Origin of the sequence: Pseudomonas sp. Tri1 (genome assembly GCF_017968885.1) — a bacterium.
In the GTDB taxonomy this organism is placed as follows: Bacteria; Pseudomonadota; Gammaproteobacteria; order Pseudomonadales; family Pseudomonadaceae; genus Aquipseudomonas.
The window spans coordinates 3,674,241-3,700,296 of sequence record NZ_CP072913.1 but is presented as its reverse complement, the minus strand read 5'-3'; the positions used below and the strand labels follow the sequence as shown (position 1 = coordinate 3,700,296).

The 26,056-nt window shown below is 61.0% G+C and carries 20 protein-coding genes; 9 read left to right on the top strand and 11 right to left on the bottom strand.

Going from position 1 to position 26,056, the window contains the following annotated elements:
• Nucleotides 1–153 precede the first annotated feature (153 nt).
• The 4 genes from J9870_RS15700 to wecB are packed head-to-tail and all read right to left on the bottom strand — an operon-like array spanning nt 154 to nt 8,303.
• Nucleotides 154–2,697: a bacteriophage N4 adsorption protein A gene (locus J9870_RS15700; protein WP_210638925.1), complete on the bottom strand. Its 2,544-nt coding sequence runs from the start codon at nt 2,695–2,697 to the stop codon at nt 154–156.
• Nucleotides 2,694–4,808, bottom strand: a complete 2,115-nt coding sequence (locus J9870_RS15695) for a glycosyl transferase family protein (RefSeq protein WP_210638924.1) — start codon at nt 4,806–4,808, stop codon at nt 2,694–2,696. The genes J9870_RS15700 and J9870_RS15695 overlap by 4 nt, the downstream gene beginning before the upstream one ends.
• A 12-nt stretch (nt 4,809–4,820) precedes the next feature.
• Entirely contained in the window at nt 4,821–7,034 is a 2,214-nt protein-coding gene (locus J9870_RS15690; RefSeq protein WP_210638923.1) for a hypothetical protein, read from the bottom strand.
• 36 nt (nt 7,035–7,070) lie between these two features.
• Nucleotides 7,071–8,303, bottom strand: a complete 1,233-nt coding sequence (gene wecB, locus J9870_RS15685; RefSeq protein WP_246883149.1) for a UDP-N-acetylglucosamine 2-epimerase (non-hydrolyzing) — start codon at nt 8,301–8,303, stop codon at nt 7,071–7,073.
• A 926-nt stretch (nt 8,304–9,229) separates the two neighbouring features.
• Here wecB and J9870_RS15680 point away from each other — a divergent pair.
• Genes J9870_RS15680 through J9870_RS15670 form a run of 3 tightly spaced genes read left to right on the top strand, consistent with a single transcriptional unit; the run spans nt 9,230 to nt 12,130 of the window.
• Nucleotides 9,230–9,778, top strand: coding sequence for a TRAP transporter small permease (locus J9870_RS15680; protein WP_210638921.1), 549 nt, complete (start codon nt 9,230–9,232; stop codon nt 9,776–9,778).
• Nucleotides 9,775–11,055 (top strand): TRAP transporter large permease subunit, encoded by a 1,281-nt coding sequence (locus tag J9870_RS15675; RefSeq protein WP_210638920.1) that lies wholly within the window; start codon nt 9,775–9,777, stop codon nt 11,053–11,055. Before J9870_RS15680 ends, J9870_RS15675 begins: the two co-directional genes overlap by 4 nt.
• 55 nt (nt 11,056–11,110) lie before the next feature.
• Nucleotides 11,111–12,130 (top strand): TRAP transporter substrate-binding protein, encoded by a 1,020-nt coding sequence (locus J9870_RS15670; protein WP_210638919.1) that lies wholly within the window; start codon nt 11,111–11,113, stop codon nt 12,128–12,130.
• Between the two features lie 170 nt (nt 12,131–12,300).
• Here J9870_RS15670 and J9870_RS15665 read toward each other — a convergent pair whose 3' ends face one another.
• Nucleotides 12,301–13,092, bottom strand: a complete 792-nt coding sequence (locus J9870_RS15665; protein ID WP_210638918.1) for a transporter substrate-binding domain-containing protein — start codon at nt 13,090–13,092, stop codon at nt 12,301–12,303.
• Nucleotides 13,093–13,275: 183 nt separating this feature from the next.
• Here J9870_RS15665 and J9870_RS15660 point away from each other — a divergent pair, with 183 nt between their 5' ends.
• Nucleotides 13,276–14,466: a GGDEF domain-containing protein gene (locus tag J9870_RS15660; RefSeq protein ID WP_210638917.1), complete on the top strand. Its 1,191-nt coding sequence runs from the start codon at nt 13,276–13,278 to the stop codon at nt 14,464–14,466.
• 19 nt (nt 14,467–14,485) lie between these two features.
• Here J9870_RS15660 and J9870_RS15655 read toward each other — a convergent pair whose 3' ends face one another.
• The gene (locus tag J9870_RS15655; protein WP_210638916.1) at nt 14,486–15,139 is read right to left on the bottom strand and encodes a TetR family transcriptional regulator; all 654 of its coding nucleotides are present in this window, start codon (nt 15,137–15,139) and stop codon (nt 14,486–14,488) included.
• Nucleotides 15,140–15,271: 132 nt separating this feature from the next.
• On the opposite strand from J9870_RS15655, the gene J9870_RS15650 reads away from it, so the two are divergent.
• Nucleotides 15,272–16,510, top strand: a complete 1,239-nt coding sequence (locus J9870_RS15650) for an arabinose transporter (protein WP_210638915.1) — start codon at nt 15,272–15,274, stop codon at nt 16,508–16,510.
• A 60-nt stretch (nt 16,511–16,570) separates the two neighbouring features.
• Nucleotides 16,571–17,437 carry an SDR family oxidoreductase gene (locus J9870_RS15645; RefSeq protein WP_210638914.1) on the top strand — a complete coding sequence of 289 codons (867 nt, stop codon included), beginning with the start codon at nt 16,571–16,573 and terminating at the stop codon, nt 17,435–17,437.
• Between the two features lie 34 nt (nt 17,438–17,471).
• Here J9870_RS15645 and J9870_RS15640 read toward each other — a convergent pair whose 3' ends face one another.
• Complete coding sequence (locus J9870_RS15640; protein WP_210638913.1) at nt 17,472–18,344, bottom strand: LysR substrate-binding domain-containing protein; 873 nt, start codon at nt 18,342–18,344, stop codon at nt 17,472–17,474.
• 102 nt (nt 18,345–18,446) lie between these two features.
• Between J9870_RS15640 and J9870_RS15635 the strand changes: the two genes are divergently transcribed.
• Nucleotides 18,447–18,872, top strand: a complete 426-nt coding sequence (locus J9870_RS15635; RefSeq protein ID WP_210638912.1) for a VOC family protein — start codon at nt 18,447–18,449, stop codon at nt 18,870–18,872.
• Nucleotides 18,873–18,928: 56 nt separating this feature from the next.
• Here the strand turns inward: J9870_RS15635 and J9870_RS15630 are convergent, their stop codons facing one another.
• Both J9870_RS15630 and J9870_RS15625 read right to left on the bottom strand, forming a co-directional pair.
• Entirely contained in the window at nt 18,929–19,561 is a 633-nt protein-coding gene (locus J9870_RS15630; protein ID WP_210638911.1) for a response regulator transcription factor, read from the bottom strand.
• 31 nt (nt 19,562–19,592) lie between these two features.
• The gene (locus J9870_RS15625) at nt 19,593–20,954 is read right to left on the bottom strand and encodes a cache domain-containing protein (RefSeq protein ID WP_210638910.1); all 1,362 of its coding nucleotides are present in this window, start codon (nt 20,952–20,954) and stop codon (nt 19,593–19,595) included.
• A 351-nt stretch (nt 20,955–21,305) separates the two neighbouring features.
• On the opposite strand from J9870_RS15625, the gene J9870_RS15620 reads away from it, so the two are divergent.
• Together J9870_RS15620 and J9870_RS15615 are read left to right on the top strand one after the other, a co-directional pair.
• The gene (locus J9870_RS15620) at nt 21,306–23,366 is read left to right on the top strand and encodes a carbon starvation CstA family protein (protein WP_210638909.1); all 2,061 of its coding nucleotides are present in this window, start codon (nt 21,306–21,308) and stop codon (nt 23,364–23,366) included.
• A 16-nt stretch (nt 23,367–23,382) separates the two neighbouring features.
• A complete protein-coding gene (locus J9870_RS15615) occupies nt 23,383–23,580 on the top strand; it encodes a YbdD/YjiX family protein (protein ID WP_003201656.1) in 198 nt (65 codons plus the stop codon).
• A 231-nt stretch (nt 23,581–23,811) separates the two neighbouring features.
• Here the strand turns inward: J9870_RS15615 and J9870_RS15610 are convergent, their stop codons facing one another.
• Together J9870_RS15610 and J9870_RS15605 are read right to left on the bottom strand one after the other, a co-directional pair.
• On the bottom strand, nt 23,812–25,125 hold the full coding sequence (locus J9870_RS15610) for an ATP-binding protein (protein WP_210638908.1): 1,314 nt from the start codon (nt 25,123–25,125) through the stop codon (nt 23,812–23,814).
• Entirely contained in the window at nt 25,122–25,862 is a 741-nt protein-coding gene (locus tag J9870_RS15605) for a response regulator (protein ID WP_210638907.1), read from the bottom strand. Before J9870_RS15605 ends, J9870_RS15610 begins: the two co-directional genes overlap by 4 nt.
• Nucleotides 25,863–26,056: the final 194 nt, after the last annotated feature.

Here is a 26,056-nt window from a genome sequence, read left to right as displayed (position 1 = left end):
GATGGCCGCGACCAGTAACAGCGCCGCGACGACCTTGTGTTTGACTGCGTTGGCGAAGCTTTTCAAACAAGCCCCTTCTGGATGCAGTGTAGTCGTGACTCGACCAGGCGAGCCGCTTTTCGTACCCGTGCAGCGAATATCACGTCAACGTCCTCAATAGGAGTAGGTCAGGCGGGCGAACACGCCTTTGGCGCGGTCCTCGCCAAACACTCTGGCCCGGTACTGCAGGGAAAAGTCCACGTAGGAGCGTGGGGCGTTGTAGGCGTCTTCGCGGAACCAATAGCGCACGTTGTTCCCGACCCCGATTCCTCCGGCATCACCGGACGAAAAATCGCCGTTGGAGCCGCTCTTCATCTTCGAATCGTAGTCGATCGCCGCCACGATATGGGGGAAGGTCACCCAGCGCGAGCCGGTGCCGCCAATCGCATAGCTGCGCCCCACTTGCCATTCGCTGTTGAAGTAGTCTCGCGAGTCGTTGATGTAATGGCCAACCTCGGCATACAACTGCGAGGTCCACCAGCTCGGCACGTCAACCCGCAGGTCGGTGCCAATGCTCGAACCGTAGCCCAGGCGCACCAGCCAGTCGCCGTCGACATCGGAAGACCCGAGAGGGAAGGTCCGTTCAAGGGCGGCCATGATGTTGACGGAGCTAAAGGGCTTGACCCGTATGCCGACGGCACCTTGCAAGGCATCGGCGCCGGTGTCCGAGTCGCTGTTCTTGCTCCACAAGGTGTCGGTGATGCGCCCGTAGAGTTCGACAAAACGGGCGTTGCGATAACCCAACGGACGCCAGGATAGTTCGGTGCTGTTTTGCAGCAGGTCGTTGCTCTCGTTGCCGCCGCTGCTATTGGTGCTCGGCGCTCCGCTCAGGCCACTGGAACCGCGATAGCTGGTGGTGCTGATCAGACCCATGGAGCGCGAAACGTCACCCACGGCACGACGGGTATCGAACAACTGTTGCGCGGACATGGGCGTTTCCGCGTTTTTTTGCCCATCGATCACGCGCTTGAAATAGGCCACGGCTTCGTCGTCCTCGTTGACTCGCATGGCGTTGTAGGCCGCATCCTGGGCCGCTGACGGGGGCAGTGGTGTGGTGGCGTCGGCCTTGCGGAAGGCCGCGTGGGCGGCTTCGTCGTCGCCGGCCTGCATCGAGAGATAGGCGAGCTGCAAGTCACTCACCGATGCCAGCTCACCACTGGTGCGCGCTTCTTGCAGACGTTCGCGGGCGGTGCGGCGCTGGCCGATGGCGGCATACAGACCGGCCTCTTCGTAGGCCGGCAAGCTGCCCAGTGCCAAGGCGCGGGAAAAGTCTTCCCGGGCACCGGCATCGTCCCCGGACTGCTGACGCAGGCGTCCACGCATGACTAATAGCCGGGCGTCATCGCCATGGGTTTGCAGGCCTTCACTGGCCGCTGCGATGGCTTGCGGTAGGCGCTTCTGGTCCGTCAGGGCGCTGACCAGCAGATGCCGATAGGACGGGTTCTGCGGCGCACGGGCAATGGCCTGGTTGGTCAGGGCGACCGCGGTTGCCGGATCTTTGCGGGCGAGGGCGGCATAGGCCTGGGAGGCCAGGGCTGTGCCAGCATCATGGGTGCTACCCGGCCAGATGGAACAGGTCAGGCCGAAGCTGCTTTCCTGACATTCCAGGGGCGGTGGCGGAAACTGGACCAGGGTGTTCACGCCTTGGGTTTTCTTTCGCAGCGCCCTGTGGGCGACGGCTTGTCGACGGGTGACTTCATCACTGTCGTCGCTGCCCAGGGTTTGCAATTGCCCCAGCGCCTGCTCAGGCTCGCCTCGGGCCAGCGCGGCATCGACGGAAAAGAGACGGATGTCGCGAATTTCGCTGGCCGATACGCCGGCAAGGGTCTGGGCACGGTTCAGGTCGACCTGGGCCGCCTGCGTCTTGCCCTGACGCTCGCGAGCATAGCTGCGCAGGATCCACGGAGCGGTCTTGCTGTCGTCCAGCGCCAGTGCGTTCGAAGCGGCTTGTTCGGCAGCGGGGTAATCCTTGGCCGCGAGCAGGGCGCTGATGAGCAGTTGCTGGTTGGCGGGAACTTCCGCAGCCCAGGCCACGGCTTTGCGCGCCTGGTCCACGGCCAGGGCCGTATTGCCTTGCTCCAGGGCGCGGTAGCCCTGGGTCGCCAACGGTACCGCCAATTGACGGCGAATCGCCGCGCGACGCATCAACAGCGTCTTGTCGCTGGCGAAGGCTTGCAGGGCATCGGTGGTGGCCTGGTCGGCTTCTTCCAAGTGTTGCTGGCGCTGCAAGGAATCGATCAGCAGCAATCGATACTCGCGACGACGGGGGGCCTGAGCGATGGCCTTGCGGGCCGATTGCGCGGCCAGGTCGAATTGTTCGCGATCATAGGCTTTGAACCCCTGGGACGCAGCAACGAAGCCCGGTGCCGGCGAGGCGGCGCGCGATGACGTAGCGGTCTGGGGTTGATCGCGTAGTTTCTTGTCCCGTTCGGCCAACTCGATCAGCGTGTTCAGGCGTGTCACGTCGGCGCGCTGGCGCAGGGCTTCGCGGGCCTTGGCGATGGCCAGGTCGTAATCCTTGCGCTCGTAGGCACTGTAGGCTTCGTTGGCGGCGGTGTAGGCCGGACCGGTCAATGGCAGGGGCAACGTCTCGGCCGGCGCAAGCACCGGGATCAGGCTCAGCCCCGTGGCCAAGAGGGTCAGAAGGGGGCGGTTCATGCCGGGAGCTCCATTGGGTAGAGGCTGTGCTGACGCGCCACCACTTGTTCGATAGTGGCCCGGGGCAGCACGCCGCTGTCGACCAGGTAATCGCCAATCCGGCCATGGTGCTGCGGCCGATACTGCAACATGGCGCGGCTGAACTGGTCGCGATCGAGCAGGCCCATTTCAATCAGCAAGTCACCCAGCAGTGGTGCGCTGGCATTGGGTACGGCGTGGCCGTTGCGTTCCGGCAGTTGGCGCAACAATGCGAGAATTTCGCTTTCCCGGGCGATCAGTTGCACCGGCTCGCTGCCCAATTCGGCGCTGACCTGCTGCAAGCCTTCGTCGGAAAGCGGGTTGGCGACGGCGATCTGTTCACGGCCTTCACCATTGCGTCCCAAGGGAATGGCCCGCCAGCGCAAGGCAAATTCGCTGTCCAGTGACGAGCTTGAGGCTGCGGCTTTTTCGGCCACGTCGAAGACCCGAGGCAGGTCATTCTGGAACGCGATGGCTTCGGCCAGGGTTTCATCGTCCAGCCAGCCGTTATTGAGCAAGATCCGACCCAGCGGCACGTTGCGCGACTGCTGTTCGTCGAGGGCGCTTTGCAGGTGGGTGTCGGTAATGGCCTGCCAGGACAGCAACACACTGCCCAGGCGACGCGGAGCGGTGGCAACCAGGTCGGTGGAAGGGAAGTCGTGCATGGTCTTGTCCCAGACCAGCTTGCGGTTCATCACCTTGCCCACCAGAAACATGCGCCAGGCCCTGGAGGCAGCCATGAAGTTGACGAAGTTGCCCACCAACATGCGCGGGATCGACAGCAAACCGTGCTGCCAGCCGTACAGCACGGTGGTGAAGTAATAGCGGTGCAGGATGCGCCAGGCCAGGGCGACGCCGTTGGCCAGCAACAGGTATTTGATCACGCCATTGGTTTCAAAGGGCGTTGGGAAGCTGACGTTCCACAAGCCACTGTTGCGCAGGATAATCAGGCCCAGTAGCTGCACGAGGATCACGTAGGCAATGATGCTGATGAACGCAGTCACGACACCCTTGCGGTCGCGAAACAGCAGGTATCGATTGGCCAGCGAGCCATTCCATCCCATCTGTTCCCAACCTTGCAGGCCGATGCCAAGGGTCCAGCGTGCCTTTTGTCGAAATGCGGTGCGGAAGGTATCGGGGAAAAACTCCCGCACGCATAACGGCATCGTCAGGGTCGATTCATAGGGTTTGCGGAACCAGGATTTGCGCAGCACCCGGAATTGCACCGGGAAACGCACGAAGATCGCGTTCATGCCAACCTTGGCCAGCCGCGCGCCGACGTCGTAGTCCTCGGTGAGGCTGTCGGTGTTGAACGGCTGGTTTTCAGTTTCGCCAGCCAGTACCCGCAAGGCACGATGAGAAAAGCAGGTGCCGACGCCGGCCGAGGGCACGGTGTCGGTCATGCTTTCACGCACCACCAGGTCCTTGCCGTGCCATTCGGCAAACTCGTCCATGTAGACGCCCGCCACCCATTCGTACCAGTTGCGCTCCAACGACACCACCGGCAACTGGATCATGTCCTTGCGCGGCAACAGGTAGTTGAACAGGCGCAGTTCCAACGGGTGGAGCACGTCTTCGCTGTCGTGCAACACGACGCCGGCGAAGGTCATGCCATGGGTCTTCTCGTGCAGGAAAATCGCCTGGATCACCCAGTTCAAACAGTCGGCCTTGCAGGTCGGCCCGGCATGGGGGACTTCCACGCGGTGCAGCTGTTTGTAGCGCCGACGCATCCGCTCGACTTCGTCAATGGTGCGCTGGTCGTTGATATAAGTGCCGACGAAGACCACATAGTTCTGGTAGTCGAGCGTCGAGACCATGTTTTCGATCATCGGCGCGATGACGTCGTATTCCAGCCAGGCAGGCACCATGATCGCCAAGGGCTGCTCGTCCCGGGCCAACAGTTGTTCGACGGTCAGCGGCCGGTATTTGCGGTCCACGGTGAACTTGCGGTACAGGCGGCGAGACCAGTACCACAGGTCAATGATCAGATCGTCCAGGCTGGAGATCAGGATCAGTACCGCGACCACAATGGTCGCGGCTTCCAGGTAGTTATAGTAATGGGCCAGCCAATAGGGCCAATAAAGCGACGTCATCGAAGGTTACCGTTACTGGCGATTGCGACGGGCGATACGGCCAGCCAGCAACAAGATAAGGAACAAGGCAATGCCACCTGGAATCAGCCAGAGCAGTGAAGGTTTACGCCAGGCATCCAGGCCCTTGGGTTCTTCCTGGCCGATCAACTGGCTGCCGCTGGGGTCCTGGGTATCGAAGATTGCCACGGCACCGCTGTCGCCCAGAATCGCCACGTCGCCACGCGTCAGCACAACCGGCTTGGCCAGGCCCGGTGGCTGGCTGCCCAGGGTCCGATAGACCAGGCCGTGCTGGCCCGAGGTCTGCACCACTTGCAGTGAAGCCAGTTGGTTGAGGCGCTGCACATCCAGCATCACCTGGTCTTTATGGTTGATACGCAGGTGACCCTGCTCGTCGACCTGGACCGCTTCCTTGGCGTCCTTGAGGGGCAGCTCGAAAGCCAGGAAAGCCTTGTCCGGGCTGACGACGGCTTTTGGATCGGCGCTGACCTTCAACTGCGCGCGCAGCGGCGAGACACCGGCCGCATCGGCCACCGAAATCACTTGGGCCAGGCTGCTGGCCGGATGGTCAAGGTAGGCCTGGGGAACGAGCACCTGAGTGTCGACGGCGAAGCGTGCAGCCATGCTGGCGAAATCGTCATCCAGCGAGGTTTTGTCCAGCACGATATGGCTGGTTGGCAGGACCGCTACCGGGAAGGCCTGCGGCGTCTCCAGGCAACGGTCGCTGACCGGCTGGCGTTGGAACGAGACGCGCAAGACGTTTTTCGAGCCCAGGGCGTAGCGGGGGATATGCGCCTGGATGCGTTGCGGCTCACCGTCGGTGGTCAACTGTTGCGCACCGATCAGGAAATCATTGAAGTACAGCGAGGCCACGGGCGGGGTGTGCGAAGCACCTGGCGCTGCGGATACATCCACCACCGCGGTCACAGGCAGGCGGCCGTCATACGCCACGCTGCCCAGGGGAAACGAGGTGCTCCAGTCGAAGCGCGAGGCTACGTCGAATGTGCCAGAGGCGCCGCCCAAACGCGCCAGCGCCACGCGACCATCGTCGCTCAACGGCGTTTGCGCTTCGGTCACGGTCAATTGGCGGCTGCGCGCCAGTTTGTTCCACGCCGAACCGAGTAAGGACAAGGCTTTGCCGGTCGCATCCGGGGCGATGACCAGCACCGGGCGCGTGCCCAGCAGGGCCAGGCGCACGTTATCCGTGCCGGCGCTGGCCAGGGCGACGTTGACGTGCTGATCGCGCCATTGGGTCAATGCACTGGCCGCTGTTGCGTCGACGCTCTGGACCTGGCTCTGCAAGGCATCCAGCGATTGGTTGATGGCCTTGAGCAGTTGTGGGTCGTTGATGGCCAGGTCGGCCTGTACGTTTGGCGCCTGGCCGAGCATCAGCAGGGCGCCGATTTCGGCGGCGTTGGCCAGGGTATGCGGGCCTTTGCCGTTGAGGCTGGCGAAGGCTGGAATGTTCAACAGCTCGGCGGGGACGCGCAGACCGCTCAGGTCGACACTGTCCTGCACGGCAGGGAAGGGCAGGATACGGCTGTGTTTGCCGATGCGTTCCAAGGCCACGCCCAATCGCCAGGCGGCATCATAGCTGCCGGCCGACAACGAGCCTGGCGCGACGAGGATGCCGGGGTTGGTGGGCAGTGTCGTCCAGGCGGTGCCGACATCCTGCAATTGGCTGGCGTCGTAGCTGTAGTTCAGGCGCGTATCGGGTTGAATGCGCAACACGTTGCCGATGACCCGATCGTCTTCGCACAATGGCCGGGGGACGACCGAGGACCAGGCAATGCCCAGGCGCACCAGGCCGTTGTCACGTGCAGCCTTGTCTACGCCCAGCTTGAGGCTGGCATCGCCCTGCGCCTCGCTGAGCCCCTCGGCTCGTACCGGATACCCATCGAGCGACAGCAGCATGGTGTTGCGGCCGCCTTCGCCGTTGAGATAGCTGGCGTCCAGTTGCAGCGTCGCATCGTCAAGGGTCACGCCGGCTGGGACCGGTAAATACAGTTCGCGTCGAGCGTCGCTGGCGCCAAGCAGGATCGGCGCAGTGATGCCCAGGTCGCTCAAGCGAATCTCACGCTCCTGGCGGGTGTCGGCGTTGAGTCGATGGATTGCCTGGGTGAGCGGGCTATCCGCAGCCAGGGCAAAGGTTGGCATGAGCGCGAGCAGGCTCAGGCCACAGGCAAGGGCGCTGAGCGCGCCCGTAGGGATGGCAACGGAAGGCTTCATTCAGGCAAATCTCGATCTGATAAGGGTGGGTAGCGGTTATGAGGTGAAATCGGCGAGCAACTCGTGGGGCGCGGACATTGGCGCGTGCGCCAACGCCTGGAACGAATGTGCCTGGCCCACGGAAAAATCGCTGACAGGGCGGCCCATCAGGGTATCGACGATGCGTTGGCTGGCCTTGCCATCGCCATAAGGGTTGGCGGCCTGGGAAGCACGACGCCACAAAGCACCATCGTCGAACAGTGCGTCCACACCGGCGATGATCGAGGCTGGGGAAGTGCCCACCAGGCGCACGGTGCCCGCGGCTACGGCTTCGGGGCGTTCGGTGACGTCGCGCATCACCAGCACGGGCTTGCCCAGGGACGGCGCTTCTTCCTGCACACCGCCAGAGTCGGTGAGGATGACGTGGGCGTGTTGCATCAGGCGCACGAAGGCCAGGTAATCCAGAGGCTTGATCAGGTGTACGTTGAGCAGGTCGCCCAGTTGCTCGGTCACCGGCCCCAGCACGTTGGGGTTGAGGTGTACTGGGTAGACGATCTGGATATCCGTACGCTGGGCCAGGTGGCGCAGGGCCTTGCAGATGTCCAGGAAGCCCTCGCCGAAGTTTTCCCGGCGGTGACCGGTTACCAGCAGCAGCTTGCGCCCGGTTTGCAGGAACGGGAATTGTTGGTCCAGCTCGCCACGCAGTTGTGCATCTTCATCGATGCGTCGGGCGGTCATTTGCAGTGCGTCGATGACGGTGTTGCCCGTCACCAGACAGCGACCCTGCAGGCGTTCATTGAGCAGGTTGTCGCGCGATTGCCCGGTAGGTGCAAACAGCAGGTCGGCACTGAGGTCGATGCAACGACGGTTCATTTCTTCCGGCCATGGGCTGTAGATATCACCGGTGCGCAACCCGGCCTCCACATGACCCACGGGGATACGCCGATGGAACGCTGCCATCGAAGCCACCATGGCCGAAGTGGTATCACCATGGACCAGTACCCGATCCGGCCGAGTCTGCTCCAGTACCGGGTCGATGGCGCTGTACAACGCAGCGGTCAGGGAGTTGAGCGTCTGGTGCGGCGTCATCACGTCAAGGGTGAAATCAGCCTTGAGATCGAACAGATCCAGCACCTGCTTGAGCATGCTTTGATGCTGGCCGGTGACACAGATCAAGGACTCAATGCCGGGTTCGGCTGCAAGGGCCTTGACCAAAGGCGCCATCTTGATGGCTTCTGGACGGGTACCGAAGATCGAGAGGACCTTGATCCGTGAGTCTTGAATAGCGATGACGCCCTTCCTCGCGCAGTTTTCTGCGCCGCACAACAGCCGTCCAAGCACAAATAATGTGTTGGGCAAGCAAGCGGTTAAGTTGATTGGATCCGATATCAGGCAAAAACGGCTACATGCACAGAAAGTGACGTAGTGGCATCTTGCGATCTGATCCGTCAAATTAATAACATCAAAGATCGTTGCTGCAAAGTTTTATATGTGAAGTTTAAATAATATTTTTTTTAAGAACTTGTTAATGGCGAGAGAGAGGAGTGTTTAGGCGATTTTTATATTTTATTACTCTTTGATTAATAAGGATTTTTAGTTTTTTTTGAGTTGAGGTTGGACGTTTTTTCCAGGTTGTGGGGAGTGGCGACATTTTTTTGACAGGTGGCGCCAATGTTTATGTAGGAAATTAGCTAGCCATTAGAATGACGCCTGGATATTGTCATGCTCTGGTCATGCCTTAGTACTTGGGTGCCAAGTCTTACAACTATGTGAAAGTTCAATTTAATTTGAGTTTTTATTTAAAAAAACTCTACGGTTATGCACATTGTTCGGGCTTATAAGCAGCATGGTTCTTAATTAGAACAAGTGATGGTAGCGCCTTCTTGCATCGCCAGAATTCCGCTCAAAGTCCTATCGCCCCTGTAGCCGATAATCGCACGCTTTGTCATACGTTAGCCTCGGGGATATTGACCGAACTAACCGGTTGGTACATTTTAGCTGCCATACGTCTTGCGACGCATTGCCAAGACCATAATAAAAAACAGAGGAATACCTCATGCGCACCTATCTGCAAACGCCCAACGCCTTTCCCTCGATCTGTTGCTCCCGGCCTGGAGCCTCTCGCAATACCTCTATTCGGATTCGATAGCGGCCACCGTTGCCGTTTACTCGCGCCGGTTGGAACCCGGCACTCGACAATCCGAGAGGTCTTCAAGATGGCAAAAGTCGTTGATCTGTATTTCAAGCTGCTGAAGCTACTGATCGTGCTGTGCATGATCGCCATGATCGTGCTGGTATTTGGCAATGTGGTACTGCGCTATGCCTTCAACTCCGGCATCAGTGTGTCGGAAGAGCTGTCGCGCTGGTTTTTCGTCTGGATGATTTTTCTCGGTGCGCTGGTAGCGCTCAAGGACCGCGCTCATCTGGGGATGGACAGCCTGGTCAAGCGCTTGCCGCCGGCCGGCAAGCGCGGGTGCCTGGTCATCGGACATCTACTGATGTTGTACATCTGCTGGCTGATCTTCAGTGGCAGTTGGCAGCAGGCGTTGATCAACCTGAAGGTGGTCGCGCCAGCCTCAGGCCTGTCAATGGCCCTGTTCTACGCCGCCGGCCTGGTGTTCGGCGCCAGCGCCGCGCCGATCCTGATCTACGAACTCTATCTGGCGCTGTCCGGCAAGCTGGGGGATGACGAACTGGTCATGGTCCAGGACAACGACGCCGCCGAGGTGATCGCCCATAACTCCATCAAGAGTACTCGTCCATGACGCTGGTTATTTTCCTCGGGTCGTTGATGGGCAGCATGGCGCTGGGCATACCCATTGCGTTCGCCTTGCTGGTGGTCAGCGTGGCGCTGATGTTTTATCTGGATCTGTTTGACGCACAAATCATCGCCCAGAACCTGCTCAATGGCGCCGACAGCTTTCCGTTGATGGCGGTACCGTTTTTCATGTTGGCCGGCGAAATCATGAATGTCGGCGGCCTGTCCAAGCGCATCGTCAACATTGCCATGGCTCTGGTGGGGCACAAGCGTGGCGGTCTCGGTTACGTGGCCATCATTGCGTCCTGCCTGCTGGCGTCGCTCTCCGGCTCGGCCGTGGCCGATGCCGCGGCACTGGCGGCGTTGCTGGTGCCCATGATGGTGCTGGCCGGACACAACCGGGGGCGCTCGGCGGGGCTGATCGCCGCCGGTAGTATCATCGCACCGGTCATTCCGCCGAGCATCGGCTTCATTGTCTTTGGCGTGGCTTCCGGTGTGTCGATTTCCAAGCTGTTCCTCGCCGGGATCGTGCCGGGGTTGATGCTGGGTGCCTCGCTGGCCTTGGCCTGGTGGTACATCTCTCGCAGCGAGAACGTCGAGACGCCGCCCAAGCGTTCCCGCGCCGAAGTGTTGCGCACGTTGCTCGACGGCAGTTGGGCGATGGGCCTGCCCTTGATCATCATCCTGGGGCTTAAATTCGGCATCTTTACTCCCACGGAAGCAGCGGTGGTCGCGGCGGTCTATTCGTTGTTCGTATCCCTGGTGATCTACCGGGAAATGAAAGTCAGCCAGCTGTATGAAGTGATCCTGTCCTCGGCCAAGACCACCTCGGTGGTGATGCTGCTGGTGGCGGCGGCCATGGTTTCATCGTGGCTGGTGACCATCGCGGACCTGCCCGGCCAGTTGGCCGAATTGCTGGCGCCCTTCATGGACAACCAGACCCTTTTGCTGCTGGTGATGATGGTGCTGATCATCCTGGTCGGAACGGTGATGGACATGACCCCGACCATTCTTATTCTCACTCCGGTATTGATGCCTGCGGTCATCCAGGCGGGTATCGACCCGGTGTACTTCGGCGTGCTGTTTCTGATCAACACCGCTATCGGCCTGATCACTCCGCCCGTGGGTACGGTGCTCAATGTGGTGTGTGGGGTGGCCAAGCTGGACTTCGAGGAAATCGTCCGCGGCGTGTGGCCATTCATGCTGGCGCAGTTTGTAGTGCTGTTGCTGTTGGTGCTGTTCCCGCAACTGGTCATGGGGCCATTGAAATTCTTCACCGGCTGATGCCGGTGCAAGCGTAGTAGCTCGACTTGAAAAACAATAATGATCGGAGAGTGATATGCGAAAACTGATGAAAACCCTGTTGGCTGGGGCGTGTGCAACGGGGTTGCTGCTGGGGAGCGTGGCCAGTCACGCCGATGAAATCCGCGAACGTACCCTGCGATTCGCGTTCCAGAACGTCAAGGAGCATCCACAAGGGCAGGGCGCGCAGAAGTTCGCCGACCTGCTCAGCGAGAAGAGCGGCGGCAAGATCAAGGTCCGCCTGTTCCCCGGCGGTACCTTGGGCGGCGACGTGCAAACGGTGTCAGCCCTGCAAGGCGGCACGCTGGATATCACTGTACTGAACTCCGGCATCCTGGCGGCCCAGGCACCGGACTATGCAATGCTCGACTTCCCCTTTTTGTTCAATAACGCTGAAGAAGCCCATGCGGTGATCGATGGGCCGGTCGGCCAGAAACTGGCGGCACAGCTGGATAGCAAAGGCTTGGTGGGCCTGGGTTATTGGGACCTGGGCTTTCGCAACCTGACCAACAGCAAGCATCCGGTGACCAAGCTCGAGGACATGCAAGGCTTGAAGATTCGCGTCATCCAGTCGCCGATCTACCTGGAAACTTTCTCCGCCCTGGGGGCCAACCCGGTGCCGATGGCGTTCCCCGAGGTCTATACGGGCCTTGAGCAGCACACCATCGACGGCCAGGAAAACCCTTTCACGGTGATTGAAGGCAACAAGTTCTACGAGGTGCAGAAGTACCTTTCCGTGACGGGACACATCTTCAATCCGCAGTCGTTGATCATCAGCCAGAAAACCTGGAATCGCCTCAACGACGATGAAAAAGCGATGATTCGCCAGGCGGCAACCGAGGCGCAACAATTCCAGCGTGAAGTCACCGCGGCGAGCATGGACAAGGCCAAAGCCACCCTGGCCGGCGCGATGACCGTCAACGAAATCACCCCGGCGGAGAAAGATCGTTTTCGCGAGCGGGTACAGCCGGTGATCGACAAGTTCGCCAAGTCCCTGGATGGCGAGCTGGTGAAGATGATGTACGCCGAAATCGCCAAGGTGCGGGCGGCGCAGTGAGTTGAAGTGTCGATAATCAAGGTCTGACGCTGAATCAGACCTCAAGCAGTTCAACCTGTGGGAGCGAGCTTGCTCGCGATGGCGGTGTTTCAGTCAGCATCGATGCTGCTGAACTGACGCCATCGCGAGCAAGCTCGCTCCCACAGGGATTTGTGTTTCTTCTCGAACGGTTACTGAGCGCCCGGAACCGCCAACCACTGCCCAATGACCTTCTGATAACTGCCGTTTGCCTTGCTCAGGTGCAGCCACTGATCGACGTACATTTTCCAAGTGGTGTCGTCCCGTGGCAGCAGGTAGGCCTTCTCGCCATATTGCAGGTAGCGGCTCGGGTTGACGGCGCACAGGCCGGGTTTGAGTTTTTGCTGGTAGAGCGCTTCCGATGCATCAGTGATCATCACGTCGGCTTTCTTGTCCAGCAGCTCCTGGAAGATGGTCACATTGTCGTGGAAGTTGAGCTGGCCCTTGGGCAGGAAGGCCCGGACGAAAGCTTCGTTGGTGCCGCCGGCCGGTTCCACCAGGCGCACCGAAGGTTGGTTGATTTGTTCGATGGTCTGGTAGCGCGCCTGGTCTTCGCAACGTACCAGCGGGATCTTGCCATCCACGTCCAGGGTGGTGCTGAAGTAGGCTTTCTTCTGGCGCTCCAGGGTCACTGAAATACCACCCATGGCGATGTCGCATTTTTCCGCCAACAGGTCCGGCATCAGGGTTTTCCAGGTGGTCTGCACCCATTGCACCTTGACGCCCAGGCTGGTGGCCAGCGAGCGCGCCATGTCGATATCGATGCCTTCGTATTCGCCGGTTTCAGCTTTATAGGTATAGGGCTTGTAGTCGCCAGTAGTGCAGACCTTCAGTTCGCCGCGTTGCAGCACCTGGTCCAGATGCGAGGGCGCAGGTTCCGCCAAGGCGTTGCCGCAGAGCGCCAGCAGGCCACAGATCGTCATCGTGCTTATTATGATTTTCATGGAGGGGACGTCTCGCAAGGGAAGGGGACAAGGCGGGCCAGTGTAGTAAAAGTGTTCGCAGGCTGTCACGGGCGGTCGTGGAGCTCGCCGCCAGGAGCGAGTTCATCAAACTTCACAGGTTTCCTTCCCGCAGCTCTGTCATCATGGCCAATTGCACACTTTGATCGGCGAGAGCCAGTTCCAATGGACGGATCAGTCGTCAGAATTACACTTATGTTGATGGTCCCGGGGATCTTGTCGGTCTTCGGGGGCGCATTCGTCTGCGCGTGGCTTATTGACAAAAAACGCGACTATCTGCTGCTCCTGGCCGGCGGCTGTGGCCTGTTCACGTGTGGCGCGCTCTCTCAGATTTTCGGCTTGCCACCCGGGATCGGGCCCAATGCCGTTGTATCCGGCGCACTGTATACCTCGGCGGTCCTGGCGGCGGCCGAAGGCATTTTGCTGCGCTCGCAGAAACGCTTCGGTTGGCGGCTGGATGTTGCGGTGGTGTGCCTCATTACGCTGGCGTTGGCCTGGTTCTTTTATATTGACCGAAGCCTCCTTGCGCGTATCTACATCCAGAACTTCGGTTATGGCGCGATTCTGCTGGTGGCTGCGCTCAAGCTCAGACTGCTGGTGCGCGGCCGACTCGTCGACAAGGCGCTGTTCTGGGTGTTGCTGATCTTCGCCTTGCATTTCTTTCCGCGGACCTTGTTGACCGCCGGGCTTTCGAGCCCTGTCGACCGGGTTACTTTCGCCAACTCGGTGTTCTGGCAGGCCCTCCAACTGTCCCTGGCTGTGCTCGGCATTGCGTTGGCCTTTGCGATTCTCGCCGCTGCCATTGCCGATGTGATCGATGACTTGCGGCGCGAGCGCGATTTCGACCCGTTGACCGGCGTCTTGAACCGGCGCGGCTTCGAGGACCAGGTGTCGATGCTGCTGAGGAGGAATCGGCGTGGCACGACGTCGCTTGCACTGTGTGACATCGACAATTTCAAGAACATCAACGACACCCACGGTCATGACGTGGGCGATAACGTCCTGCGCGAGGTTGGGCAACTGCTGCGTGCTTCGGCGCGCAAACGAGACATCGTCGGTCGACTCGGCGGCGAGGAGTTCGCCGTGCTCTTGCCGGACACCGATGCCCGGGAAGCCCATGAGTGCGCGGAACGCTTGAGAATGGCCATCGAGCACGGTGGTTGCATCACGTTGGACGCTGTGGGGCCGGTCACCGCGAGCTTTGGCGTCGGCAGTCTCGGCCCCGAGGAAACCTGGCAGGGGCTGTACAAACGTGTCGATACCTTGCTCTACCAGGCCAAGCGAGCAGGGCGGAACCGGACGGTGGCGGATGGTTTGCCACATCGGTTCGACAGGCAGACTGAAGTTGAGTCCTGAGCGAGCATCCTCACCCCGATCAAGCCATAGGCGATGAGGCTTGAGGCTGTTCAAGACTGGCCAGATACGCACAGAACATATCGGCCATTGCCTGCGCATATTGTTCAATTTGCGCAGATGAGCGAGGCGTAGCCGAAAACTGTTTGCCGCCGGCACTGAGCGTCGTGGTGATCAAGTCGGCGGCCAGTGCTCGGTGTTGCGCCGCTGCCTTGGGCAGCACCTCTTGCATGAAGAGCTCCATCGCCTGTTCCGTCGAAGCCCTGGCCTCCTGCGCCTCGGGAGCGTCACGGTAAAGCGGCGCGGCGTCGTTGAGCGCGACGCGGATCAGCGCCTCATCGCATTCCGATTGGATAAACGCATGCACGAGTGTGCGCAGCCGTTCGAAGGGCGATTTGCCATGGTCTTGAAGGATATTGCGCAGCATGTCGCACGTCTGGCGCCATTCATCACTTTGCAGGCGGAACAGGATCGCCGCTTTGTTCGGAAAGTACTGATACACCGAACCGACGCTCACGCCAGCTCGCTCGGCCACGCGCGCCATGGTGAATCGTGGTGCGCCTTGCGTTGCCAAAACCTGAACAGCGGCTTGTAGAACGGCTGAAACCAGTTCGGTCGAGCGTGCCTGCCGGGGTTGTTTTCTCGAGGAAATCTGTGGGCCTGAGCGCTCGGACATGGAGGGATGGACCTTGTAGGGGGAATGCGAATAGAAAACGCGACGAAGTATTCGTATTCTGAATGCGACGAATTGATCGCATTTTAGTCGTCCCCCAAACGGCATTCAACGACTTCCCTTGGTATGACTCTCATGACTCACAAACATACGCATCCTGCTTCTTCGGCGACCTATGGAAACGACGGCGCCAATCCGGTGTTCAAGCTGCTTCCACTGGCCCTGACGGTGTTCATCGGCTTCCTGACAATAGGCATGCAACTGCCCGTCTTGCCCTTGCATCTGCACGACACGTTGGGCATGGGCACGCTGGTGATAGGCCTGGTGGTGGGTGCGCAATTTGCCGCAGCGCTGCTGTCGCGATCCTGGGCCGGCAACTTCGCGGATATCCGCGGCACCCAGCGTGCGGTGATTGCCGGCTTGGTGACGGCGGCCTGTTCCGGCCTGGTGTACCTGGCTTCCCTGGCGTTCGTCGATGTGCCGGTGGTTTCAGTCTGGCTGCTGCTCTTGGGCCGAGTCATTCTGGCTATGGGCGAAAGCTTGATCGTCACCGGCGCACTGGGCTGGGGCATTGGCTTGGTCGGGCCGCAACATGCAGGCAAGGTCATGGCCTGGAATGGCATCGCCATGTATGGCGCTTTTGCCTTGGGTGCGCCGGCCGGCGTTTTCCTGAATGCCCTGTGGGGATTCACAGGCATTGCCGTGAGCTCGGTATTCATCCCGTTGCTGGCACTGATGGTCGTTGCCAATGTCGCCGCTGTCGCCCCCACGGCGACCCGGCGCACACCTTTCTACAAAGTGCTGGGCACTGTATGGGCCCCTGGCATGGGGCTGGCGTTCTGCAGTGTCGGGTTTGGGGTCGTTACCGCGTTCATCGCACTGTTGTTCGCCAGCAGGGGCTGGGGCAATTCCTCGCTGGCCTTCACCGCGTTTGGCCTGGCGTTCATTGGTGCTCGCCTGGTGTTCGGGCACCTTCCAGACAAACTGGGTGGCGCGCAGGTGGCGTTGGTCTGTGTCGTCATCGAGGCGATCGGCTTGCTACTGATCTGGGCAGCCGACACCGCGCTCGTCGCCTACCTGGGGGCCGCATTGACCGGGTTCGGCTATTCGCTCGCGTTCCCAGGCTTCGGGGTGGAAGCGGTGCGGCGCGCTTCGGCGCAAACCCGCAGCCTGGCCATGGGCGCCTATGTTGCATTTCTTGATATCTCGCTGGGCATCACCAGCCCGCTGGCCGGCGTATTGGCCAGTGGCTGGGGCATCGATGCTGTTTATCTTGGCGGCGCCGTGGTTGTCGCACTGTCCTTTGGGGTGGCCTTGTTGCTGTTGACGGGGCGAGCCGATGGGAAAGCGGTACAAGTTCAATACAAATCTTGAGCCGTCCATAGGCTATAGAGGTTCGCGATCTCAGTTTTTTCCAGAGTAGGAGCGTTGCACATGCACGTATTCGTTACCGGCGCCACAGGTTGGGTTGGGTCGGCGGTGGTCCAGGATTTGATCGGTGCCGGCTACCAGGTCACAGGGCTGGCCCGTTCCGAGGACAAGGCCGCCAGGCTGGCCGCCACTGGCGCGAAGGTCCTGCGCGCCACCCTCGATGACATCGAAGCCTTGCAGACAGCGGCGTTGGCGTCGGACGCGGTGATTCATACGGCGTTCAATCACGACTTTTCCAGGTTCGCCGAAAATGCCGAGCAGGACCGTCGTGTGATCGAGGCCTTGGGCAGTGCGCTGCAAGGCTCTGCACGTCCACTGCTGGTCACCTCGGGCTTGTTAGGCCTGACCCGTGGCGCGGTCGAGCTTGAAGTGGCCAGCCCTGCGTCTGCGCGTAAATCCGAAGTGGCCGCTCGAACGTTAACCGAGCGCGGTGTGCGCGTGGCCACAGTGCGCTTGGCACCTTCGGTCCACGGCTTGGGCGACTATGGGTTTATTCCGCTCCTGATCCGCCTGGCGCGTGAGAAGGGCGTCTCGGCTTACCTGGGTGAGGGCCGCAACTGCTGGGCTGGCGTGCATCGGCTGGATGCGGCGAAGGTCTACCGCCTGGCGCTCGAACAAGGCGTGACGCAGTCGGTGTACCACGCGGTCGCTGACGAGGCCGTACCGTTCAAGACCATTGCCGAGGCGCTCGGACGTCGCCTGGGCTTGCCGACGGAGTCACGCGAGCGCGAACACTTCGGCTGGTTCGCGCACATGGCCGCTGCGGACATGGCCGTGTCCAGTCGGCACACGCAGGCATTGCTAGGCTGGACGCCAAGCGGGCCTGACCTGCTGACAGACCTGGATCAACCCGGTTATTACCTTGATTGATCGATGTCCGGGGGAGGGCTGGGCAGCACACGTGTCAGCCGTCGCGGGCTTGCTCGGTCAGCAACTCAACGAGCAACCGCACTGGCTCGGTCAAGCTTTGTGGGGCGCGATGGACGAGACCGATATCACGATGGAAGGTGTGGGAGCCCAGGTCCATGACCCGGACTCCAGCAGGCCAGTCCTGATGGGCCGCGGTCTGGGGAACCAAGGCAACGCCGACGCCCCTTTCCACCAATTTGATGATCGCGTCCAGTTCGTCCAGCTCGCAGACCTCCCGCAGGGTAATGGGCATTCGGCGCAGGAAGCGGTCCACCTGCCGGCCACCAAAGGATGAGCGGTCATAACGGATGAACGGCTGGCTGGCGAGCAATCCGGCCCAATCATCCCCGGGCACATCGCGGGGGACGATCAAGCGGTAGGGTTCCTGGATCAGGGTGCTCCAGCGCAGATCGCTCTGCAGCGAGAAGGGCGGGCGGATGATGGCTGCAAGGTCGATCTCGCCGGCGTCCACCAGGTTGATCAGCTCGATCGACAGACCGGGAATCACCCGCGTGCGGCATTGCGGGCTTTGGCGGTGGAACCGCGCCAAGGCGGCCGGCAGAAATGAGCGCTGGACTGAGGCAATGGCGCCGATGTTCATCAGCACGCTGGCCGGCGTGTCGAGGCTGGAAGAGCCCAGGTTGTCGTACTGGCGCAGCAGTTCCTGGGCTTGCACCAGGATCTGATGGCCCTTGCGGTTCAGGTGGGCCGAGCGTCCCTTGCGCTCGAAGATCTCGAAGCCCAGTTCGGCCTCAAGGCGTTGCATTTGGGCGCTCACGGCTGCCTGGGTGAGGCCGATACGATGGCCGGCAGCGGCGAAGGTGCCTTCGCGGGCAACGGCGACAAGGGTTTTCAGTTCTTTGATCATTCACAAAGAATAATTGTGTTTCTTAGTAATTTATATTGATTTTATTGTTTTGAGCGTGACGTTAGGCTTTGTCTCTCTTTTCCGTAAGCGACCGGTGCCCTGATGAGTCTTTCACCCTTTCACTTGGCTATTCCCGTTTATGACCTCGCCGCTGCGCGTACTTTTTACGCTGATGTGTTCGGCCTGCCGGAAGGTCGTTCGAGTGCGCAATGGGTCGATTTCAATTTCTACGGTCATCAGTTGGTGATCCATGAACAGCCGAAGACGGCGTCCCAGGAAAGCGTGCACAGTAACCCGGTCGATGGCCACGACGTTCCTGTTCCGCACTTTGGCGTGGTGCTGGGCTGGGCCGAATGGGAGGCCCTGGCCGAGCGCTTGAAGTCCTTTGGCACAGAGTTCGTGATCGAGCCCTATATCCGCTTCCAGGGCCAGGTTGGCGAACAGGCGACGATGTTTTTGTTCGATCCTTGTGGCAATGCGCTGGAATTCAAGGCGTTCAAGGATATGAGCCAGCTGTTTGCGAAATAAGCGGCGACGCAGGCCCCTGTGGCGAGGGAGCTTGCTCGCCACAGCAGGTTTCTATATCAACGCGAAATGATTCCGTGGTCGATCGCGTATTTCACCAGCGCCGCGGGTTTGTCGATGTTGAGCTTGCGTCGGATGCTCAGGCGGTGGGTTTCGACGGTCCGCACGCTGATGTCCAGTTCCCGGGCCATTTCCTTGTTGTTCAGCCCCTGGACCATTTTGTACAACACCTGGCTTTCGCGCGGCGTCAGCTCGTTATCGGTGTTTTGGTCGGTGGCGAGGCGCTGGGCGATCTCGGCGCTGTAGAAGGTGCCGCCGCTGATGATGGCTTCGATGGCCGCGATGATCTCCCGCGACGGCGCATTCTTGAGCACATAACCGCTGGCGCCGGATCGCACGGACTCGCTGACGTACTCGTAATTGTCGTACATGCTGAGGATGAGGATCTTCAGGCTGGGGTATTGCTTGCCCAGCAAGCGGGTCAGTTCAAGCCCGTTCATGTCCTTGAGGCTGATGTCCATCAGCAGCAGGTCCGGTTGGCAGCGACCGACCATTTCGATCGCTTGCGCACCGTTCTCGGCTTCGCCGACCACCTCCAGTCTGGGCATCACGGACAGCAGGGCCCTGATGCCATCGCGCACCAGGGAATGGTCGTCGACCAGCGCGACGCGGATTGCAGGGGGGAGGTTCATCGGCAGGTGCTCTTGTTGGAATGGGCGCGCATCAGCTTTCTGTCGCCGACAGGTTCATGGGCAGCAAAATGTCCAGTTCGCTTCGCCCTGGTACTGACGTCACTTCCAGCCGTCCGCCAAAATGCTCGACCCGTTCGCGGATATTGCGCAGGCCGATGCCGGAATGGCCACGTTCGACCTGTGGGACGTTAAAGCCCATTCCGTCGTCCACCACCGTCAGGCGCAAGGACTGGCCGGAGCCGAACAAGGTAATGCCGACGCTTTTCGCGCCGGCGTGACGTTCGATATTGGTCAGGGCTTCCTGGGCAATGCGGAACAGCGAAACCGGTGCACCATTTTCCAGCCGACAATCGAATTCATTGCTCCTGTAGGACACTTCAAGCCCGCTGCGTTGCTGGAACTCAGCCGCGAGTTGGCCGATGGCGGCGGGCAGGCCCAGGGTGTCGAGCAACGAAGAGCGCAGGTCGTGGGAAATGCTGCGGATCTCGCCGATGGCTTCGCCCAGGCGGTCTGTCGCGTTTTTCAGGATACCCAGGCCGTTTTCCTGACCATTTTCCAGCACATGACTGGCCAGTTCGAACTGGAATTTTATCGATACCAGCAACTGGCTGATGCCGTCGTGAAGCTCGCGAGACACCCGTGAACGCTCCTCCTCCTGCAGGCTGACAATGCGTTGGTTCAACCGCTGCAGCTTTTTGTCGGCCAGGCGGTGTTCGCTGACGTTGAGGGTCATGCCGCCGGCAAACACCAGCAGCACCGCCACTAAGGCGATGGCGGCGATGGCTTGCATGGTGGTGTGGATGCCCTGGGCCACCTCGTCGCGGGCCTGCTGGGTGGCGCGCTCGACATCCTCCAGGTAAATCCCGGTGCCAAGCATCCAGCCCCAGCGATCGAGCATCACCACGTAGGCGAGTTTGTCGGTGACCTGGCCGGAGGAGGGCTTGTTCCAGGCATAACGCTGGAAACCTTCGCCGGATTCGGCACTCTTGAGCAGCGCCTGGATCACCGGCAGGCCGTGGGGATCCTTCATGTCCCAGAGATATTGCCCCACCAGCTCCGATTGACGGGCGTGCATCAGGCTGCGGCCCTGGCGGTCGTACACGAAAAAATAGCCGTTGATGCCGAAGCTGAGCTTGCGCAGCTCCTCCAGGACCTGCTGCTGCGCGCGTTCGTCGCCCAAGCCGTCGTTGTACAGCGGGGCGATCAGGCTCTGCGCCATCTCGACATAGTTTTTCAACTCGGCGCGTTTGCTCGCCAGGATGCTGTCTTCGATCAATTGCGCCTGTTGATCGCCCAACTGGCGATTGAGTGAGATCACCAAGGCGCAGATCACAGCAATCGCCAGGACCAGGGGCAGAATCCCGAGGGCGACGATTTTGTGTTTGAGCAGCATCTGTACTCCTGTCCGGGTTCGGCGGCGGGGAGGTGGATGGCGGGCATCATATGCCAAACCCAGGCGTGCTCAATAATCCTATCGGATATGAGGCTTGAACCCTGTGGGAGCGAGCTTGCTCGCGATAGCGTCGGCTCAATCAGCATTGCTGGCGACTGATGCACCGCCATCGCGAGCAAGCTCGCTCCCACAGGAGATGGGTTTCTACGTAGAACTACGTAGGTAGCCCGTACGTAGTACTGCGGATTTATTTATTGACGACTTCCACGGATATTGGGCCGGCTCCGAATAGCCGGGGCACACTATAAAAACAATCGCCGCAATCCACTGGATATCGGCAGGAGACACGCAATGACAACCCGTCTGGTTAAACACCTCGCCTGGTTTGCCGTGGCTGTTCTGGGAGCTTGTGCGTTGAGTGTCGTGGCCTTGCGCCGCGGCGAACCGATCAACGCCCTCTGGATCGTCGTCGCAGCCGTGGCCATCTACCTGGTCGCCTACCGCTACTACAGCCTCTTCATCGCCAACAACGTGATGCAACTCGATGCGCGTCGGGCCACCCCCGCCGTGCTCAACAACGATGGCCTGGACTATGTCCCGACCAACAAACACATCCTCTTCGGCCACCACTTTGCGGCCATTGCCGGTGCGGGGCCGCTGGTCGGGCCGGTGCTGGCGGCGCAGATGGGCTACCTGCCCGGCACGCTCTGGCTGATCGCCGGCGTGGTGCTGGCCGGTGCGGTGCAGGACTTCATGGTCCTGTTCCTGTCCACCCGCCGCAACGGGCGCTCCCTGGGCGACATGGTCCGTGAAGAAATGGGCCGCATCCCCGGCACCATCGCGCTGTTCGGCTGCTTCCTGATCATGATCATCATCCTCGCGGTGCTGGCGCTGATCGTGGTCAAGGCCCTGGCCGAGAGCCCATGGGGCATCTTCACCGTGATGGCGACCATCCCGATCGCGATGTTCATGGGCATCTACATGCGCTACATCCGTCCGGGCCGCATCGGGGAAATCTCGCTCATCGGCGTGCTGTTGCTGCTGGGTTCGATCTGGCTGGGCGGGCAGATCGCCGCCGACCCGGTCTGGGCCAAGGCTTTCTCCTTCACCGGGATCCAGATCACCTGGATGCTGATCGGCTACGGTTTTGTCGCGGCGGTGCTGCCGGTGTGGCTGATCCTGGCGCCGCGGGACTACCTGTCGACGTTTCTCAAGATCGGTACCATCGTCGCCCTGGCGATCGGCATCCTGGTCACCATGCCCGAGCTGAAAATGCCGGCGCTGACCCAGTTCACCGACGGCACCGGGCCGGTGTGGAAGGGCGGGCTGTTCCCGTTCCTGTTCATCACCATCGCCTGCGGCGCGGTCTCGGGGTTCCATGCGCTGATCTCGTCGGGCACCACGCCCAAGCTCCTGGATAACGAAGTCAATGCCCGCTACATCGGTTACGGCGGCATGCTGATGGAATCCTTCGTGGCGATCATGGCCATGGTCGCCGCTTCGGTGATCGAGCCGGGTGTGTACTTCGCCATGAACAGCCCGGCGGCGATCGTCGGCGGGGACGTGGTGGCCGTGGCGCAGACCGTCAGCAGTTGGGGCTTTGCCATCACGCCTGAGGCGCTGCAAGCGGTGGCTAAGGACATCGGCGAAACCACCGTGCTGGCCCGTGCCGGCGGTGCGCCGACCCTGGCGGTCGGGATCGCGCAGATCCTGCACTCGGTGCTGCCAGGTGAGAACACCATGGCGTTCTGGTACCACTTCGCGATCCTGTTCGAAGCGCTGTTCATCCTTACCGCAGTGGACGCCGGCACCCGTGCCGGGCGGTTCATGCTGCAGGATTTGCTCGGCTCGTTCGTGCCTTCGCTCAAGCGCACCGAATCCTGGCCGGCCAACCTGATCGCCACCGCCGGTTGTGTGGCGATGTGGGGCTACCTTTTGTACCAGGGCGTGATCGATCCGCTGGGCGGCATCAACACCTTGTGGCCGCTGTTCGGCATCTCCAACCAGATGCTGGCCGGTATCGCCCTGATGCTCGCCACCGTGGTGCTGATCAAGATGAAGCGCCAGCGCTACGTCTGGGTGACCATGCTGCCAGCGGCCTGGCTGCTGATCTGCACCACCACGGCAGGCCTGATCAAGCTGTTCGACGCCAACCCGGCGATCGGCTTTTTGGCCCTGGCCCGCAAATACAACGATGCCCTGGCCGCCGGCCAGATCCTGGCCCCGGCCAAGAGCATCGAGCAGATGCAGCACGTGGTGTTCAACGCCTACACCAACGCAACGCTGACGGTGTTGTTCCTGTTCGTGGTCTTCAGCATCCTGTTCTACGCGCTCAAGGTTGGCATCGCCGCCTGGGGCACCAAGGAACGCACGGATAAAGAAGCGCCATTCCAGGCCGTGCCGGACGCCTGAAACGAGGATTGCAACGATGTTCAATGACTTGAGTCGCCTCGGTAAATACCTCGGTCAGGCCGCGCGCCTGATGGTCGGCATGCCCGACTACGACAACTACGTCGAGCACATGCAAACCAAGCACCCGGACAAACCGCTGATGGACTACGAGGCGTTCTTCCGCGAACGCCAGGAGGCCCGTTACGGTGGCAAGGGTGGGCCCAAGTGCTGTTGAAGCACCGCTTGGGTTGAGGTAACTCTTGTGGGAGCGGGCTTGCTCGCGAAGGCGTAGTGTCAGTTGCGATCATGTCGGCTGACCTACCGCTATCGCGAGCAAGCTCGCTCCCACAGTTGTTTTTGGGTGTCTCAGAGTTTGCATACGCCACAGAACCCCTTGTGGGAGCGAGCTTGCTCGCGATGGCGTCGGGTCAGGAGCATCGATGTCGACTGACCCACCATCATGGGCTTACCGGGTTTGGCGACTGAGCCGCAGCTCGGCACACAGCCCGCCGCCGTCGCGGTTGCTCAAGGTCAGTGAGCCGCCCATGGCATGGGCCAATTGCTGGGCGATGGCCAGGCCCAGTCCCGTGCCGCCGGTTTCCCGGTTGCGCGAGCTTTCTACCCGGTAGAACGGCTTGAGTACTTCGGCCAGTTCCTCTTCATTGATGCCGGGGCCACGGTCCAAGACCTGGATCGCCAATTGCCCGTCGTCAGCGAGTTGCACCTGGATCTGGGCAGCACCGCCGAACTTCAATGCGTTGTCCACCAGATTGACCAGTACCCGGCGCAGGGCATGGGGGCGGGTGTCGATGACGGCGGCATTTTTCCCGGACAACTGCACGTCCTGCCCGGTGTCCTGATAGTCGAACACGAGGCTGTCGAGAAACGCATCCAGGCTGATGCGGCAGCTGGCCTCGGTGGCGCCATGGACGCTGCGGGCATAGGTCACGCCTTCGCGCACAAGGTGTTCCATTTCGCTCAAGTCGCTCCACAGTTTGTCCTTTTCAACGCCATCGTCCATGAATTCGGCGCGCAGCTTCATGCGTGTGATGGGGGTCTGCAAGTCATGGGAAATCGCCGCCAGCAGTTGCATGCGCTCTTTGAGGTAGGCGGCGATGCGGTCCTGCATGGCATTGAACGCCTTGGCGGCATGCACCACTTCAGTCGGGCCTTTTTCATCCAGGCGTACGCTGTGGACGTTCGGGTCGAGGGTTTCCACCGCTCCGGCCAGCCGGGTCAGCGGGCCGACGGCGATGCGCACGGCCAGCCAGGTGCAGCCGATCAACAGCGCCAACTGCCCCAGCAACACCCCCGGCAACCAAGGGGAGAGGGGTACCATCGCTGGTCGTACATCGATGGTCAGCGGACTGCCGTCGCCCAAGCGCAGATGCGCCTGATAGTGCTTCTGCGGCCCGGGAATGTCGGTAAAGGTCAGGGGGTAGGCCTGGCCAATGGCCTCTTGGATCGAACTCACCGACACCGGTGCGTTGGCAAGGTCCATCGGCTGGCCGGGCTGGCCTTCATCGAGCCGGTAGTCGTAGTTGCGCCGCACCAGTTTGGGCAGCCAGGCTTGGCGCTCGGCGGCCGGTAGGCGGTCGAGAATGGCGATAGAGGTCGAGACATCAGTCTCCAGGTTACCGAGCATGGTCGACTTGGCGCTCTGGTAGCGCTCGTAGTACTGGGCGCCAAACGACAGGCCCTGGGCCAGGATCAAGCCGATCAGGAAAATCAGCGACAACCGCGAAGCCAGGGTGCGCGGCCAATGTAACGCCAGCCTCATACCGACGCCTCGAGGATCTCCACCGGTAGCGAGAACACATAACCCTCGCTGCGCACGGTCTTGATGTAGGCCGGCTCCCGGGCATCGTCCAGCAGGCGCTGGCGCAGACGACTGACCAGCAGATCAATGGAGCGATCGAACAGATCGGCGTCCCGGCCTTGGGTCAGGTTGAGCAACTGGTCGCGGTTGAGCACCCGCTGCGGATGGTCGAGGAACACCCGCAACAAGCGATATTCGGCGCCGCTCAGGGCGACCATGGTGCCGTCGCCATCGAGCAGGTGGCGGGCGGTGGTGTCCAGGCGCCAGCGGCCGAAGGCCAACAGGCGGCCGCTTTCAGTGACCACCAGGTTGGGCGGCAGCATGCGGGTACGGCGCAGCACGGCGTTGATCCGTGCCAGCAGCTCACGGGCGGCGAAGGGTTTGACCAGGTAGTCGTCGGCGCCCATTTCCAGGCCGATGATGCGGTCGGTTTCGTCGTTGCGGGCGGTGAGCATCAGCACCGGTGTGGCCTTGTGTTTGCCGGCGCGCAGTTCCCGACACAGCACCAGGCCGTCATCGCCCGGCATCATGATGTCCAGCACGATCAGATCCACCGGGGTGGTTTCCAGGAAGGCGCGCATTTGCCGGCCATCGGCTACGACCGTGGTGCGCAGGCCGTTCTTTTTCAGGTAGTTGCCCACCAGCTCTCTGATCTCGCGATCGTCATCCACTATCAACACGTGATCGACATGATCCATGGTGTCCAGTCCCCTTGGCGTTTTGTGTGATCAGTCTACAGGCGCCGGCCGGCCCGGCTCACGGCGGTTTGTATTGCAGTGTATCTGGCGCGCGGCGGATACACAGCGATGCAAAAAGCCTCCTGGCTCGATACAGACGCGATACCTGCGCGGCATTCAATGGTGTGCATCGAGGCAACACAACAGGCCTCGGC